Here is a 14,077-nt window from a genome sequence, read left to right on the forward strand (position 1 = left end):
GGAGGCACCCCATGGGTGAGTTGCTGTCCGGCCACACCACACTGCGTCTCGGCGGACCCGCCGACCGGATCCTCACCCACCAGGACCCCGTCACCTGGACCGACCTGACGAGAGACATCCACCGCAGCCCGGCCCCCCTGTACGTTCTCGGCGGCGGCAGCAACACCATCGCCGCCGACGCTGGATTCCACGGAACGGTCCTCCGCATCGCCACCCACGGCATCCAGCCGCGCACCCTCGACGACGAGCACGTGGAGCTCACCGTCCAGGCAGGACACCCGCTGTGCGACCTCGTCGCGTTCAGCGTCGCCGAGGGCCTGTCCGGGATCGAATACCTCGGCGGCATCCCCGGAACCACAGGCGCCGCTCCCGTCCAGAACACCGGCGCCTACGGCCAGCAGATGTCCGACACCCTCACCCGTCTCACCGCCTACGACTGGCACCGCGGCCACCGTGTCGAACTGTCCCCCGTCGACTGCGACTTCGGCTACCGCACCAGCATCTTCAAGAACCAACCCGGCCGATGGACGATCCTCACCATCACCCTCGTCCTCACCCGCGCCACCTACGCCGCCCCCGTCTCCTACCCGCACCTCGCCGACCTGCTGGGCGTTCCTCTGGGCGTGCGGCCACCGCTCAACGAAGCAGCCCACGGCGTACTCACCGACCGCGACAACCGCGGCTTGTCCCTGTCCACGTGCGGACCGGACTCCCGCCAGGCGGGCTCGGTCTTCCTGAATCCCCTCATCACGGGCGAACAGGCCCAAGCCGTACGGGCCGCCGGCGGCCCCGTCAACCGCTCTCACAGCGGCAAGCTGCGAGCCAGCGCGGGCTGGCTCCTGGAAAACATCGGGTACCGGCCCGGTACCCAGATCGCCCCCGGCGTGCACTGCTCCTCCCGCCGGACCCTGACGCTGACCGCACACCACGGCGCCACCAGCACATCCTTCGACGCCGCCCTGCGGACGCTCGCGGACCGTGTCTTCTCGGCAACATCCATCCAGATCACGCCCGAACCCCGGCGGCCGTCCACCGACACCACGCTGCACGGCGCGGTCTTCCCGTTCCCTGGATGACGGACGCGACCGGCAGGCCCACCCGCACTCCCCTCTAGGGCACAGCGTGGCCGGTTTCCCAGGCCCAGGCGGCGATCCCCACACGGTTACGGGCGCCGAGTTTGCGCTGGACGGCCGCGACGTGGTTCTTCACGGTGCCCGGGGCGATGAAGAGCTCGGAGGCGATCTCGGCGTTGGTCCGGCCTTGGGCGACCAGGCGGGTGATCTCCTGTTCGCGGTGGGTGAGCCGGTCGAGGGCATCGCGGTGAGGGCTCGGCGGCGGCGTGGCCAGGTCGCGCAGCAGGCGCACGGTGAGCTGAGGGCTGATGAGTGTGTCACCCGCCATGGCGGCGCGCACAGCCTCGGTGAGCAGGGCGGGACCCGAGCGCTTGAGCAGAAACCCGCAGGCACCGTTGCGCAGCGCGGTGTGGACGTATTCGTCGAGGTCGAACGTCGTGACCACGATGACACGGATCGGTTCGCCCTCCTGGGGTGCGGCCAGGATCCGGGTGACTTCGAGACCGTCGAGCCGGGGCATCCGGATGTCGGCGAGTACGACGTCCGGTCGCAGAACGCGGGCCTGCTCGACGGCCGAGACGCCGTCGCCCGCCTCGGCGATCACGGTCATGTCGGGTTGCGCGTCGAGGATGATCCGGAAGGCGCCGCGGATGTTCTCCTGGTCGTCGGCGATCAGCAGCCGGGTCGGTCCGGTTGATCCGCTCACCCGGCCCCGCCCCCGTCCCCGTCGCAGTAGGTCAGCGGCAGGACGGCGGTTACCCGCCACCCCGGCGGATCGTGGGGACCGGCGGACAGGGCCCCGCCGATCGCCTCGACCCGCTGGGTCAGTGCGCGCAGGCCCCTGCCCCCGCAGTCTCCCATCGCCGGGGGTGCGGTCGTGGAGCGTGCGTCATTGGTCACCGTGACCACCAGTGCCCCTCCGTCGTGGCGAAGTGCCACATCCACCAGGCGTGGGGCCGGGGCGTGACGCCGTACGTTCGTGAGCGATTCCACGACGACGCGGTAGGCCGTCGTGGTCACGTCCCGCCGCGCGGTGTCCCGCAGCTCGGGGTCGATATGGAGGTCCACGCGCGCGGTGCCGGAGGCGGAGAAACGCGCGACCAGTTCGGGCAGTTGCTCCAGGTCAGGAAGCGGCGTACGCATGGTCGGCTCCCGGTCCCTGTCCCCGCCCGCGTACACGCCCCCGGCCCTTCCGTCGACGTCGTCGTGAAGCATCCGCACCGTCCGGTCCAAAGACGCCAGGGCCTGCAACCCCGCCTGTTCGATACGGCGGAACATGTCCGCCTGTGCTGTCTGTGATGTCTTCCGCGGATCCCGTTCGGCCAGGAACTGCCCGGCTTGGGCCAGCGCCAGCATTTCGCTCACGTCGTGGGCTACGAAGTCGTGCAGATCGCGGGCGAGTTGCAGGCGCTGCGCACGGCGGCCCTCGGCAACGGAGCGGATCCGTCCGTCGTCGAGCGACCGCAGGTAGAGCCCGACCGCGGCGGCGAGCAGGGTGAGCAGCACCCAGAAGGCACTCCCTGCGAGGGCGACGAGGCTGGGAGGCCCCGACCAGAACCGCGTCAGCGTCACCGGCACGGCCGTTGCGGCCACCGCCGCTGAGGCGACGTGCCGGCCGGAGCGCGCTGCTCGTACCGTCAGGGCGGTCAGGACGAGCAGCGCTGCGGACTCCGCGAGCAGCCAGCCGCCCCCGGTTCCCGCGTCTTCTTGCCGTTCTCCGAACAGCGGGACGGCGGCGGTGGCGGCCAGTGAAACGAGACCGGCCGCACAGGTGAGGGCAGCGAGCCTCCGACGGGTACGGGTCCGCAGAAGCAGCACACCGACCGCGCTCGCCGACGCGAACGCGGCGGGCACCGTGACCAGAGGGCCGAACGCCGGCGCGGTCCCGACGCCGGCGAGGGCCACCGCACACACGACGGCCACACCGATGTTCTCCCGCCCCGCGCGCAAGCGCTCAGCTCTCGTGCGCATGTCCCCACTCTACGGACCGCGCTCCCGAACCGCCCCCTGCCGAACGGCATATGGGCACGTACGTCAACGGCGGGAACAGCCCGATCGGCACATGGCGGCTCCCGGTGCCCGGTCCCGAAGCTGGTCTCTACACGCCGGCTCCGGTGAACTCCGGCAGCGCAGACAGGAAAGGCCGTGCCGTGACGACGACCGCTTCACCACGTATCCCACTTCCCGGGAACTTCAAGGCGACCGTGCCGCGCTGGGCCGTGTGGGCAGCCCACGCCGTGCCGTTCACCGCCCTGCCCTCCGGGCTGTGGCGGCTGGCTCTCGGGGCGGGGATCCCCGTCGGTTTTCACGGGGAGATGGCCGAGCTGTACGACGGTCCCGGCTGGATCACGCTGTATGTCATCGTGCTCAGCGCCATCGCGGAGGGTCTGGCGCTGCTGACGCTCGGGCTCGTGCAGCCATGGGGAGAAGTGGTGCCACGGTGGATCCCCTTCCTCGGTGGCAGAACGGTCCCGGTCATGGCAGCGGTCGTGCCGGCTGCCCTGGGCGCGCTCGGGGTCACCTTTCTCAGCGTCATGGGCGTCCAGGAGTGGATTGCCCCTGACATGACCCAGCAGGAGATTCAGGACTCCCCCAACGGGCTGGCGGGCGTGATCATGGCCGTGGCCTACGCACCGATGCTGGCCTGGGGGCCGCTGCTGGGCGTGGTCACTGTCGCTTACTACCTCCGCCGTCGGCAGCAGGTGAAGGGGATGAAGGGATAACCGGGCGCGAGCGGATGCGGCACAAAGGGGGGCATGCGTGTATGAGGCTGATCGCGGGCGCAGCCTCCGGGCCGGCCGTCCGCAACGGCCGGTGGACCCCTCCTCCGGGATGCGCGGTGAGGCCGACCTCGACGAGCAGTTCGAAAAGCTGCTGAAAGCCCGGTTCGGGAGACCGCGCATCTGTCGCGCCCTCGCCCCCGTAGCCGCTTCCGAAACAATCGGTCCTGCCGCAAGGGAGGATCTATTCAGAATTCCGCCGAATGGGAATTTCGTTCGGCAGGATGAAAAAAGGGGAACGCCAAGTCTGCCCGGCAGGAATATCGCTTTTTCAGCGCCGACGGCGTGCGTGCACCGGACCACCGAATTCCAGTGGGACGCACGACGGCTGTCGGTCGGGCATCGAATCAGAAGGGAACCATCATGCGCATCTCAAAACCCCTGTCCGTCGTCCTTGCGGCCTGTGCGGCTGTGACGTTGGGCGCCGCCGCCGCACCGGCAGCGGACAGCCCCGGAAGCCGCACCGTGCGTGAGACGGCCGAGGCGAAAGCGGCACCGGCCGCTCAACTCCTCGGCATCGGGCGGCGAGTCACCCCTCGGATCGACACCGGCGTCTACTCCGGTCCCGGTCTGAGCACCCCGCGGGTCGGAACAGCGTGGGCGGGCGACAACGTCGCCGCCATCTGCCAGACCCGTGACAGTGTCGGCAACCGGATGCTCCTCGCCATCGAGCGGCCCGGGCGCACCGGGGTCCAGTGGGCCAACACCGCCGGCTACGTCTTCGACCCCGACATCAGGGAGACAGACACCGGCAACCTGCCGTCGTGCGACGGCTACGGACAGGGCCTCCGCACGATCGAAACCGGCTTGTATTCCGGTCCGGGGCTGAGCACCCCGCGGATCGGGACTTCGTGGGCGGGTGATGACGTGGCCGGAATCTGCAAGATCAACGACAACCTGGGCAACCGGATGGTTCTCGGCATCGAGCGGCCCGGGCGCACTGGGGTCCAGTGGGCCAACACCGCGGGCTACATCTGGGGCGGCCACATCCGTACCAACACCAACAGCCTGTCGGATTGCGGCACGGCATAACCACCAGCGGCCGGCGCCTCGCTGCGGCCCGGCCGCGTCCGAGCTGCCACTTCGGCTCCGGGGATCCACCGGCGGTTCACGCCGGTGGATCCCCGGAGCCGTCGAACGGGCCACCGGCCACCACGGCGAGTCAGCAGCTCATGACGACGAGCACACCGGGCTGAGACGCCCGGCCCGACGGCGTCTGCGCAGCGGCTCGCGCGCACAAAGGGCCCCAGTCACCGCTGCCTCGCGAGGTGCCGTCAATGTGTCATGCGAGGCTCAGGGCCAGCCTCTGTCCTTGACTCTGTCGGGGATCTTGGAGTTTCCCGGTGCGGCGGCATGGTCAACGGGCATGCTCGGGACAGTTCAGGCCGATGAAGCTGTCGAGGTGTCCGTTGTCCCTTCGCCCTCGTTCCGGTGAGCAGGTCCCGTCTCTGACTGCGCGGGTCGCGCGGGTGAGCAACCCGGGTGGCACGACGGCGATATGGGTGCGGGACCGGCTGGACGGGCTGTGGTGCGACGAGGACTTCGCCGACTGGTACCCGCGGGACGGGCGTCCGGGGCTGTCGCCCGCTCAGCTGGCCACCGTGTGTGTGCTGCAGTTCGTGCTCGGTCTGTCGGACCGGCAGGCCGCCGAGTCGGTCCGCTGCCGCATTGACTTCAAGTACGCCCTGGCCATGGAGCTGGACGACCCCGGATTCCACCACAGTGTGCTGGCCGATTTCCGCGACCGTCTCGCCGAGGACGGCCGCGCCGACCGCCTTCTCGACCTCGCACTCGCGCGCCTGAAGGGGGCAGATCTCGTCCGTGAGCGCACCACGCACCACGCACGTCCTGGCCGCGGTGCGGGACCTGACCCGTCTGGAGCTGGTCACCGAGGCGGTCCGTGCCGCGCTCGAAGAGGTCGCAGGCATCTCTCCTCACCTGCTGGACGGGCTGGTCGACGAGGGCTGGGGGCTGCGCTACGGCCGGCCGGTCCGCCTGGGCAAGAACCCCACCAAGCCCATGACCAGGATTCTTGCCACCGGAAACGACGCCGTCCGGCTCCTGAAACACCTCCACTGCCACGGAGCTCACCGCATGTCCGGCCCCCGCGTCCGGGCTCTGCGGCAGATCATGGTGCAGAACTATCACCGTGATGCCGCAGGACACCTGCGCTGGCGCACCGCCGAGAAGGAGGGCGGGGCGGGTCTGCCGCCGTCGTCGAGGGCGATCGTCTCGCCCTACGACACCTCGGCCCGCTACGCGCGGCACGGGCACATCATCAGCTGGAAGGGGTTCGCCGCTCATCTGACCGAGACCTGCACCGCCGACGGCCCCAACGTGATCACGGATGTCGCCACCACCGCGGCCACCGCCCACGACAGCCAGGTCCTGCCCGGCATCCACACCCGTCTCGCCCGTCGCGGACTGCTCCCCGCCGAGCACCTGGTCGACGCCGGCTACACCTCCCTGCCCCACCTGGAACAAGCCGCCCGCGAACACCAGGTCACCGTCTCCGGACCGCTGAAGAGCAACCCCACCCGCCAGCACCGTCAGAACGCGGGCTTCGCCCGGGACGACTTCCACATCGACTACGATAAGCAGCAGGTCACCTGCCCCCAGGGACAGGTCAGCGCGGGCTGGCACGGTCCCTATCCAACCTCGTCGCCCACCGCGGCCCCGCTGATCGTGGCCCGGTTCACCAAGAGCCAGTGCCGCCCCTGCCCGACCCGCACCCAGTGCACCAGCACCGCCGACGACGCCCGCACCGTGGGATTCCCACCACGAGAGCTCCGCGACCTGCAACTCCGCGTCCGCGCCGAGCAGCAGACACCCGAGTGGAAGGCCCGCTACGCGGTCCGCTCCGGAGTGGAGAGCACGGTCAACGAGTTCGCCCACGGACACGGCATACGACACTGCCGCTACCGAGCGCAGGGAAAAGCTCACGTCCAGCACGTTCTGACAGCCATCGCCGTCAACATCGAGCGCCTCAGCGGATTGCCGCCGGCTGAGGAAGCCCCCAGCCCCCGCCAGCCGACTGCCCTCCAGAACTACCTCGACCAACACGAGATCCCGCATCCGAAGTCCTGGCGAACCCTGGGCACTTGACTCCGCCCGCACCAAGATCCCCGACAGAGTCATGTTCATGTCGTAACTAGAGAGAGGACTGACAGGCTCCGACGCCACAGGCTCGACCGGGGCCGCGGCGGCTTCGCGCAGGCAGCGGTGGTGGGCGGCCACGGTCTTCTCCGCCGCCTCGCACACGTTCTTCCACAAATGGAACCTGTCTGCGATTTGGGTCGCCTGCGGGGCGCCTGAACGGATGCCCTCGGCATACGCACTTGCCCTGTCCCGGCACATGGCCTGGATTTCGGGGTGTTCGCGCAGCCAGGCCGCGAGCGTGTCCGCCTCGCGATCGGGCAGCACGTCCACGGGCTTGTGGTCGTCCATGTTGATCAAGATGGTGTTGTACGACTGGCGGCGGCGGACTGCGAAATCGTCCACGCCAAGTACCGTGATCCGCCCGGCCTCGGGCAACGGCTGGGCGCGGACGAGCCGGATCAGCACGTCACGGCAGCACGGCATCGCGAGTCGTTCCGCGAGCCTGGATCCAGGACGGCCGGCCAGCGGGAGAGCAACGTTGGTCAGAGCCTGGTCAGTGGCGGGGTGCGGCGGGCGAACGGCGTGGTCAGCCCCGGGATCTGCTCGGAGAACGTGGACTGCGCGCATCGGGAGTTGGCGCACTTGAACCGGCGAACACGCACGACTACCCGCACTCTGTGGCCGCCGAGCGGGAGGTCGGCGAGCTGACATTGGTAGCGCGCATGGACCCGTAACGAGCGCCTGCGGCAGCCGGAGCACGCCGCACCGACCGCCTTCGCCCGCACCCGGAACGTCACCAAGTCCCCATCCTGGTCGACGCCTTCCACCGTCACCGCCGCGAACTGCGGCACAAGCCCGTCAACGCTCAGCGATATGCACGCCGGACATCATGACCTGCGGACCCTGGGGTCTCGCCCGCACGACACACCGACCAGCGCACGTCACGTGATCATCGCCAGAGCCCCATTACGTGAGCGCCGACAGACCCCGGAGATCTGCTTTCCGCCCTCTTGGCCGTCCGGCCCTCCGCAGGAACAGAGACCCGAGACCAGAGCTTCACCCACCGAGAAATCATCGACCAGCTCACGGCCTTCTACTTGGCAGGGACAGATACCACTGCCACCACGCTGGCTTGGGCACTCCTGTTGTTGGCGCAGCATCGAGAGGTCGAAGACCGAGTCCACGCCGCGGTCGATGCTGTCCTTGCGGGCGCCGGGGCAGATGTTGATCACCTGCCCCGCCCACCGCTGACCGCTCGGGTCATCAAGGAAGCGCTACGCCTGTACCCGCCGGCCTGGCTGGTACCCCGCACCGCCACCGCCGATACCCGGTTGGGCAGCCATCACGTTCCCGCCGGAATGACCATCGTCTACAGCCCCTACGTCATTCACCGCCGGCGCGACCTGTACGAGCACCCCGACCGCTTCGATCCCGACCGTTGGGACCACGAACGGCGTCCACAGCCACCGCGCCACGCCTTCCTCCCCTTCGGGGGCGGCGCCCGCAAGTGCATCGCCGAAGACTTCGCCATGACTCATGCCACCATCGCCCTGGCCACCATCACAGCCCGCTGGCGTCTGACCCCAACTCCCGGCTGCCGCATTCGCCCTTCCCTGGCGATCACACTGGCCCCGAACGGACTGCGCATGCAGGTGACCCAAAGGTCTGCCCGGTAGACCGGTCGAGATCAGCGATCCCAGCCCCAGCCCAAGTCCGGTGACAGTGCGCGGTGCTGGCACGGCAAGAAGAAGTGCCACGCGAACGGCGCCCGGACTGCTGCGGCTTTCGCGGCGGCCTCGCGGTCAGGCGCAGCCGGAACCTGGTGTGGGCCGCTCGGTCGGGATGTGATCGTTTCCGGGACCGCGCTGGGCGGTGTACCAGCCGAGAGCGCGCACCATCGCCTTGTGCAGCGTCTGCGGGAGCAGTGGGTCAAGGGTGTCCCAGGCCCGGTCGACCAGGTCCCGGGCTTCGGTGAGGCACACCTCCAGGGCGCCGCTGTGCATCAGGAGTTCGGCCGCCTGGGCGGCGTCGGCTTCGGTGCGGGCGTGAAGGGCTGTGGCCAGGCGTCGGCGGTTGTCCGCGTCGAGGAGGGCGAGGGCGTGGGCCACGGGGTAGGTGACCGTGCCGTTGGCCAGGTCGCGGGCGGGCGGGCGTACGAAGATGCCCTGCCGGTAGTCGTCGGGGGTGGACATGCCGTACAGGTCGGCGACATCGTCGCTGATCTGGTAGGCGACGCCGATCGTCTCGAAGTACTGGCAGATCGCACCGAGTTGTGCGTCGTCTGCGCCCGCGAGAATCGCTGTGATCTCGGCGGTGCTGCGCACAAGCATGCCCGTCTTGAGTCGGTGGGTGGTGCGGATCTGTTCGAGAAGCGCGCCCGGGTTCCCGCTTTCGACGGCGCTGTCGAAGGTAATGCGGTATCCGGCCAGGTCGAGGGCCTGTCCGGCGTGCGCGGCGCGCATGGCGCGCAGGTAGACCTGGTAGATGCGCAGCATCGTGCCCGCGTCGGCTTGGGGAACGCGTTGGAGCAGGGGGTCGAAGGTGTAGTAGCCGAGAGTCCCGGCGGTGATCGCTGCGGGGGTGCCGAAGACTTCGTGGACGCTGGGCAGTCCGCGCCGGGTGGGGGAGCCGTCCTGGATGTCGTCGATGATCAGTGCCGCGGTGTGCAGGAGTTCCGTGACCGCGCTGAGCGGGCGGTAGGGCTCGGGGTCGGTGTCCAGGAGACACAGGACCGATGTCGCTACGAAGGGGCGCCAGGAGCGTCCTGAGGTGTTCAGCAGGTGCAGGACGGGCGCGGCGAGGGCCTCGTGGAGCCGGGCGTGGGCCGTGGCGTCCAGGAGTGTGCCGTCGTGTGTTCCCGCGAGGAGATCGACGCCGGCGGTGTCGGCCGGAGTGGCCGGGTAGACGGCTGCGGCTTCCGCCCGGGCGATGCCGTGGCTGCGGCGCATGTAGCGCTCGAAGTCACCGATCGTGTTGTCGGGCAGGGTCTTCAGGACGGCCATGGCGCTCACGGAAGCGCCCTGCATGGTGCCGCGGGCGGTGGCGGGGCTCTCCCAGAAGCCGCGGCCGACGGTGAGGGTGCGGATTTCCCGCGCGGCGGCGGGTGCGGTGAGCTCGACGTTCAGGTCGAGTGCCGGAACGTGAACCCGTACCGCGGTGGGATAGGTGTTGTAGGTGGCCAGAGAGGTCCAGTGCCGGGTCGGCTGCCAGCTCAGGTCGTGATGGCTGACGCTGCCGTCCGGGGCGACGGCGGTCGCCCACGCGAGGACCGAAGGGCAGTCGACCGAGCTGGAGTCACCGGTGCTCATGTGAAGGACGCTGATGTCCCAGCCGTTGTCGAGGTGCAGGCCGGCCCACCCCCTGTCGAGGTTCGACGGACCCAGCGTCTGCGCGCCGCCGGTAGGGATCGCGCCCCAGCCGTGGTCGAACCAGGCTTGGCCCGCTACCCGCTTTGCCGTCCCGTCGCTGGTGAGCAGCGTGCCGCAAGCCTCCAAACGTGGCAGGACGGACGAGGTGAGCTCGGCCGGGCCCTCTGCGATGGAGGCCGCGCAATCGAACTGCGGCACCACCGGCTTGAGGGGAGTAAGAAGCAGGTCGAAGTGTGCCTGCTCCTGGAAGACCAGGTGGAAGCTCCCGTCGTCCTTCCGACGCAGCGCCATCACATCGCCCGCGGTGAGATCCAGCGTCCCGGGCTTCTCCGCCACCGGCTCCGGCAGCAAGCGGTCGGGGAGAAAGGGGCCCTGCGCCAGGGCCTCGGTCATCGCCGCGCGGACCCGCGGATCCATGCTCTGGTCCGAGCTGATCGCCTGACGGAGCGCCTTGAAGGCAGGGGGCGTGATCCATGTGCCGTATGACAGGCCCGCCGGGCCGTGGTGCGCGATGTACACACAGTGGCCCGGCCCTCTGGCCGGGTTCTGCGTGTCGTGATGGCGCAGCACGCTGGCCGACCAGGTATGCGCTTCGCCGTCCTCGTCACGCAGGTGCCCCGTCAGGTGCCAATTCTCGACACCGGCTGACATGCGTGCGCTGCCGAAGGGCAGCACGTCAGCGATGGGACGTGGTGCCGGTGCGGGCACCTGAGATGTGGGGGTGGAGACAGAGCGGGTCATTGCAGCGAACCTAGAGGCTTCCTGACGCCCGAGCGGTAGCGATCGCACTGATATTCACTGCATTGGATGAAATACGAAAGCGATCACGGCCGTTGGCGTGTCTTCCCACTTCATAAGGCGTTGGACGAAGACCAGTTCGTCTCTGCGTTCATGACACCGGGAGGAAGCCCTCGATGGAGGTCCGCGATGTGCGCCACGCCTACCGCAGCCGCGTGGTGCTGCGGGGTGTCGAGCTCGACCTGCCCCGGGGAACGCTGGCCGGCATCGTCGGTGAGAACGGTGCGGGCAAGACCACGTTGCTGAAGATCCTCTCCGGTGAACTCCGCCCCGACCACGGCGTGGTACATCACGGCGGCAGGTTCGGCTACTGCCCACAGGCGGTCGTCCTCAACGACGCCCTCACCGTCCAACAGCACCTTCTCTTCTTCAAGGCCGCCTACGCCCTTGCGGACCTGCGCAGGGCCGAGGAGTGCATGGAAGTGCTCCACTTCCGTGAGTACGCCGACGAACGGGTCAGCGTCCTGAGCGGCGGAACCCGGCAGAAGCTGAATCTGACGCTGGCCCTCATGCACGATCCGCAGGTCCTGCTGCTGGACGAGCCCTATCAGGGCTTCGACTGGGACACCTACCAGCGCTTCTGGGACCTGGCCACACGGCTGCGCGAGAACGGACGCTCCGTCCTCGTCGTCTCCCACCTCGCCTACGACACTGAACGCCTCGACGTCCTGTACCGGCTGGACGACGGACTCCTGCACGACCGGGCCAAGGAGCGGGCCTCATGAAACGCCCCACGAGCCGTCACTGGACACTCTTCGCCACCGCCGCCCGGTACGCGCTGACCGAGTACCTGCGCAACCGGTTCGCCATGGTGCTCGTAGCCCTTTTCATCCCGGTGTGGACCGCGCTCGCGTTCCTGTCGGTCCCCAGTACCAAGGTCCGCTTCCAGTTACGGGCGACGGGCGAGACGCTGATGCCCGGCGGCAACCAGCTCACCGAGATCACCGGAGCCCTCAACGCTGTCACCCTGATCATCGGCTTCATGATGTTCGCGGCGTCCTTCTCCAGCGGCCACTTCGACCGACGGCTCGCCATGGCCGGCTACCCCCGCTCGCACCTCATCCTCGCCAAGATCACTTCCCTCGCTTTGGCCTCCGGCGTGGTCGCCTTGTACGCGACCGCCTTCACCTGCCTGTTCCGCATCCCCGACCAACCGCTCCTCTTTGCCACCGCACTGTTCTGCGTGGGACTGACCTACGGAGCGCTAGGCGTGGCCTTTGGCTCCCTGCTGCGCCGCGAGGTCGAGGGCATGTTCGCCATCGTCATGATCAGCGTCATCGACCTCGCCCTGCAGAACCCGCTCTACAGCTCCGGGTCCGACAGCCCCATCGTGCGCTACCTCCCCGCCTACGGGTCCATGCAGGCCAGTACCGGAGCCGCCTTCTCCGACGCCCCGCTCACGCGCTACCTCGCCATCCAGCTCCTGTGGTTCGCCGCGGCAGCCCTGATCGGCCTGCTCGCCTTCCACCGCCGCACCCGCACCACCCTGCCCCCAACCGGGCAACCGCAGCTGGTCCCCCCTCAGCAGTCCCCACCCGCACAGCAACCGGAGCGCACCAAACCCTCGGTCTGACACCCGACGGCGTCGGAACGTCGGGCACCGCGTCACCATCAGGAGGGCGACCGGGTACGTGCCTGACGCGCCCGGGCGAGCACCACACACCGGACGAACGCTTCTTCGGCGGGTGATCTTTTATTTCTTCCGTTGCCCGGCCGGCGTTCTTCAAGTGAGCAGTGGTCTGCACCGAGTCAGCCGCTCGCCCGCCTCGCTACTGATCTCGGCTCGTTAGGGTGATGTTTGCTGAACTTGCTGATGCGGGTGTGGTGTTGTCGGTAGTCCGTGGCGTGTGAGATACGCGGATGGGGGCGGGCTGTCGCCTGCAGCACGGCGACGTCGGGAAGCGGTGCGGATACAGGCGGCGGAGCTCTTCGCGCAGCAGGTCAAACCGCCCGAGGTGGCCCGACAGCTGCGCGTGAGTTTGAAGTCGGCTTACCAGTGGCAGCAGTTGTGGCGGCAAGGCGGTGCCGACGAGCTGCTTTCGCGAGGACCGAGCGGGAGCCGGTGTCGCCTGTCGCCACGCTGTCTGGAAAAGCTCGCCAGGTATCTCGAGCAGGGGCCGACCGCGCACGGGTGGGTGGAGGACCAGGTGTGGACCGCGGCGAGGGTGGCCACGCTCATCGGCAGGAAGTTTCACGTCTCCTACAGCGTCTCGGGCGCGACGAGGCTGATGCACCGGCTCGGCTTCAGCCCGCAGGTCCCCGCGCGGCGGGTCGCCGAGCGCGACGAGCAGGCCGTCACCGCGTGGAAGGAGGCGACCTGGGCGGAGGTAAAAGAGCCCGGGCGGCCTGTGGGGGCTACATCTGCTTCGAGGACGAGGCAGGCTTCACCCGCCGACCGCCCAGGGGACGCACCTGGGGCCGGCGCGGCCACACCCCACGGGTGACGGTGACGACGCTCGGGACGACTGTCCGTGGCTGGGATGATCGCCATGCGGCCCGGCTCCCGGACCCGGCTGTGCCACCGTCTGCGCACCCACCCCGCAGGCAAAGGCAAGCGTCGCAGCATGGGCGAGCGGGACTTCATCGCGCTGATCGACGGCGTCCACCAGCTCGTCAAGGCGCCCATCGTGCTGGTGCGGGACCGCCTGAACACCCACGTCTCCCGCGCCATGGGCGAGCTGATCGCCGAGCATGAGTGGCTGACGGTATTCCTGCTGCCCGCTTACTCACCCGACCTCAACCCGGTCGAGTGGGTATGGGCGCACGTCAAGCGGAGCCTGGCCAACCTCGCCGTCGTCGCCCTCGACCTGCTCGAAGCACTCGTACGCAACCGGCTCAAGTGCCTTCAGTACCGGTCCGGCATCCTCGACGGCTTCATAGCGGGCACCGGCCTGGCCCTCGACGAACCAGCGTCACCCTGACGAGCCGAAGTCAGTAACCTTTGGCGGAGCCTCGGCGA

13 protein-coding genes and 2 pseudogenes are annotated in these 14,077 nt (G+C 68.9%); 10 read left to right on the forward strand and 5 right to left on the reverse strand.

All coding sequences use genetic code 11. The annotated features are described in order from the left end of the window. Nucleotides 1–11: 11 nt before the first annotated feature. Nucleotides 12–1,076: a UDP-N-acetylmuramate dehydrogenase gene (locus tag ACLZOT_RS09040; RefSeq protein WP_416968244.1), complete on the forward strand. Its 1,065-nt coding sequence runs from the start codon at nucleotides 12–14 to the stop codon at nucleotides 1,074–1,076. 34 nt (nucleotides 1,077–1,110) lie between these two features. Here ACLZOT_RS09040 and ACLZOT_RS09045 read toward each other — a convergent pair whose 3' ends face one another. Next, nucleotides 1,111–1,779 carry a response regulator gene (locus tag ACLZOT_RS09045; RefSeq protein WP_416968245.1) on the reverse strand — a complete coding sequence of 223 codons (669 nt, stop codon included), beginning with the start codon at nucleotides 1,777–1,779 and terminating at the stop codon, nucleotides 1,111–1,113. After that, nucleotides 1,776–3,044: a sensor histidine kinase gene (locus tag ACLZOT_RS09050; protein WP_416968246.1), complete on the reverse strand. Its 1,269-nt coding sequence runs from the start codon at nucleotides 3,042–3,044 to the stop codon at nucleotides 1,776–1,778. The genes ACLZOT_RS09045 and ACLZOT_RS09050 overlap by 4 nt, the downstream gene beginning before the upstream one ends. 50 nt (nucleotides 3,045–3,094) lie before the next feature. On the opposite strand from ACLZOT_RS09050, the gene ACLZOT_RS09055 reads away from it, so the two are divergent. The 4 genes and pseudogenes from ACLZOT_RS09055 to ACLZOT_RS09070 all read left to right on the forward strand — a co-directional run bounded on the left by ACLZOT_RS09055 (nucleotide 3,095) and on the right by ACLZOT_RS09070 (nucleotide 6,958). Further along, on the forward strand, nucleotides 3,095–3,796 hold the full coding sequence (locus ACLZOT_RS09055; protein ID WP_416968247.1) for a hypothetical protein: 702 nt from the start codon (nucleotides 3,095–3,097) through the stop codon (nucleotides 3,794–3,796). Between the two features lie 420 nt (nucleotides 3,797–4,216). Continuing rightward, on the forward strand, nucleotides 4,217–4,885 hold the full coding sequence (locus ACLZOT_RS09060) for a hypothetical protein (protein ID WP_416968248.1): 669 nt from the start codon (nucleotides 4,217–4,219) through the stop codon (nucleotides 4,883–4,885). A gap of 356 nt (nucleotides 4,886–5,241) precedes the next feature. After that, a pseudogene (locus ACLZOT_RS09065) lies at nucleotides 5,242–5,577 on the forward strand (transposase); the annotation flags it as partial. A gap of 97 nt (nucleotides 5,578–5,674) precedes the next feature. Next, complete coding sequence (locus ACLZOT_RS09070; RefSeq protein WP_416968249.1) at nucleotides 5,675–6,958, forward strand: transposase; 1,284 nt, start codon at nucleotides 5,675–5,677, stop codon at nucleotides 6,956–6,958. 108 nt (nucleotides 6,959–7,066) lie between these two features. Here the strand turns inward: ACLZOT_RS09070 and ACLZOT_RS09075 are convergent. Together ACLZOT_RS09075 and ACLZOT_RS09080 are read right to left on the reverse strand one after the other, a co-directional pair. Then, a pseudogene (locus tag ACLZOT_RS09075) lies at nucleotides 7,067–7,579 on the reverse strand (ISL3 family transposase); the annotation flags it as partial. After that, nucleotides 7,495–7,803, reverse strand: a complete 309-nt coding sequence (locus ACLZOT_RS09080) for a transposase family protein (protein WP_416968250.1) — start codon at nucleotides 7,801–7,803, stop codon at nucleotides 7,495–7,497. The gene ACLZOT_RS09080 and the pseudogene ACLZOT_RS09075, both read right to left, overlap by 85 nt. 144 nt (nucleotides 7,804–7,947) lie before the next feature. On the opposite strand from ACLZOT_RS09080, the gene ACLZOT_RS09085 reads away from it, so the two are divergent. After that, nucleotides 7,948–8,628: a cytochrome P450 gene (locus ACLZOT_RS09085; protein ID WP_416968325.1), complete on the forward strand. Its 681-nt coding sequence runs from the start codon at nucleotides 7,948–7,950 to the stop codon at nucleotides 8,626–8,628. Between the two features lie 126 nt (nucleotides 8,629–8,754). On the opposite strand, the gene ACLZOT_RS09090 is transcribed toward ACLZOT_RS09085, so the two are convergent. Next, the gene (locus ACLZOT_RS09090) at nucleotides 8,755–11,061 is read right to left on the reverse strand and encodes a polyprenyl synthetase family protein (RefSeq protein WP_416968251.1); all 2,307 of its coding nucleotides are present in this window, start codon (nucleotides 11,059–11,061) and stop codon (nucleotides 8,755–8,757) included. A gap of 173 nt (nucleotides 11,062–11,234) precedes the next feature. Here ACLZOT_RS09090 and ACLZOT_RS09095 point away from each other — a divergent pair, with 173 nt between their 5' ends. The 4 genes from ACLZOT_RS09095 to ACLZOT_RS09110 all read left to right on the forward strand — a co-directional run bounded on the left by ACLZOT_RS09095 (nucleotide 11,235) and on the right by ACLZOT_RS09110 (nucleotide 14,039). Beyond that, nucleotides 11,235–11,843: an ATP-binding cassette domain-containing protein gene (locus ACLZOT_RS09095; RefSeq protein WP_416968252.1), complete on the forward strand. Its 609-nt coding sequence runs from the start codon at nucleotides 11,235–11,237 to the stop codon at nucleotides 11,841–11,843. Next, a complete protein-coding gene (locus tag ACLZOT_RS09100; RefSeq protein ID WP_416968253.1) occupies nucleotides 11,840–12,691 on the forward strand; it encodes an ABC transporter permease in 852 nt (283 codons plus the stop codon). Before ACLZOT_RS09095 ends, ACLZOT_RS09100 begins: the two co-directional genes overlap by 4 nt. A gap of 331 nt (nucleotides 12,692–13,022) precedes the next feature. Further along, nucleotides 13,023–13,562 (forward strand): winged helix-turn-helix domain-containing protein, encoded by a 540-nt coding sequence (locus tag ACLZOT_RS09105; RefSeq protein ID WP_416968254.1) that lies wholly within the window; start codon nucleotides 13,023–13,025, stop codon nucleotides 13,560–13,562. A 36-nt stretch (nucleotides 13,563–13,598) separates the two neighbouring features. Continuing rightward, a complete protein-coding gene (locus tag ACLZOT_RS09110) occupies nucleotides 13,599–14,039 on the forward strand; it encodes a transposase (protein ID WP_416968326.1) in 441 nt (146 codons plus the stop codon). Nucleotides 14,040–14,077 lie beyond the last annotated feature (38 nt).

Origin of the sequence: Streptomyces sp. 4F14, from assembly GCF_048159485.1 — a bacterium.
Lineage (GTDB): Bacteria > Actinomycetota > Actinomycetes > Streptomycetales > Streptomycetaceae > Streptomyces.

What these genes read in the sequence shown, in the direction of transcription:
- ACLZOT_RS09110 (WP_416968326.1), top strand. Translation starts at nt 13,599, where the DNA reads ATGATCGCCATGCGGCCCGGCTCCCGGACCCGGCTGTGCCACCGTCTG.
- ACLZOT_RS09040 (WP_416968244.1), top strand. Translation starts at nt 12, where the DNA reads ATGGGTGAGTTGCTGTCCGGCCACACCACACTGCGTCTCGGCGGACCC.
- ACLZOT_RS09090 (WP_416968251.1), bottom strand. Translation starts at nt 11,061, where the DNA reads ATGACCCGCTCTGTCTCCACCCCCACATCTCAGGTGCCCGCACCGGCA.
- ACLZOT_RS09055 (WP_416968247.1), top strand. Translation starts at nt 3,095, where the DNA reads ATGGGCACGTACGTCAACGGCGGGAACAGCCCGATCGGCACATGGCGG.
- ACLZOT_RS09050 (WP_416968246.1), bottom strand. Translation starts at nt 3,044, where the DNA reads ATGCGCACGAGAGCTGAGCGCTTGCGCGCGGGGCGGGAGAACATCGGT.
- ACLZOT_RS09060 (WP_416968248.1), top strand. Translation starts at nt 4,217, where the DNA reads ATGCGCATCTCAAAACCCCTGTCCGTCGTCCTTGCGGCCTGTGCGGCT.
- ACLZOT_RS09100 (WP_416968253.1), top strand. Translation starts at nt 11,840, where the DNA reads ATGAAACGCCCCACGAGCCGTCACTGGACACTCTTCGCCACCGCCGCC.
- ACLZOT_RS09095 (WP_416968252.1), top strand. Translation starts at nt 11,235, where the DNA reads ATGGAGGTCCGCGATGTGCGCCACGCCTACCGCAGCCGCGTGGTGCTG.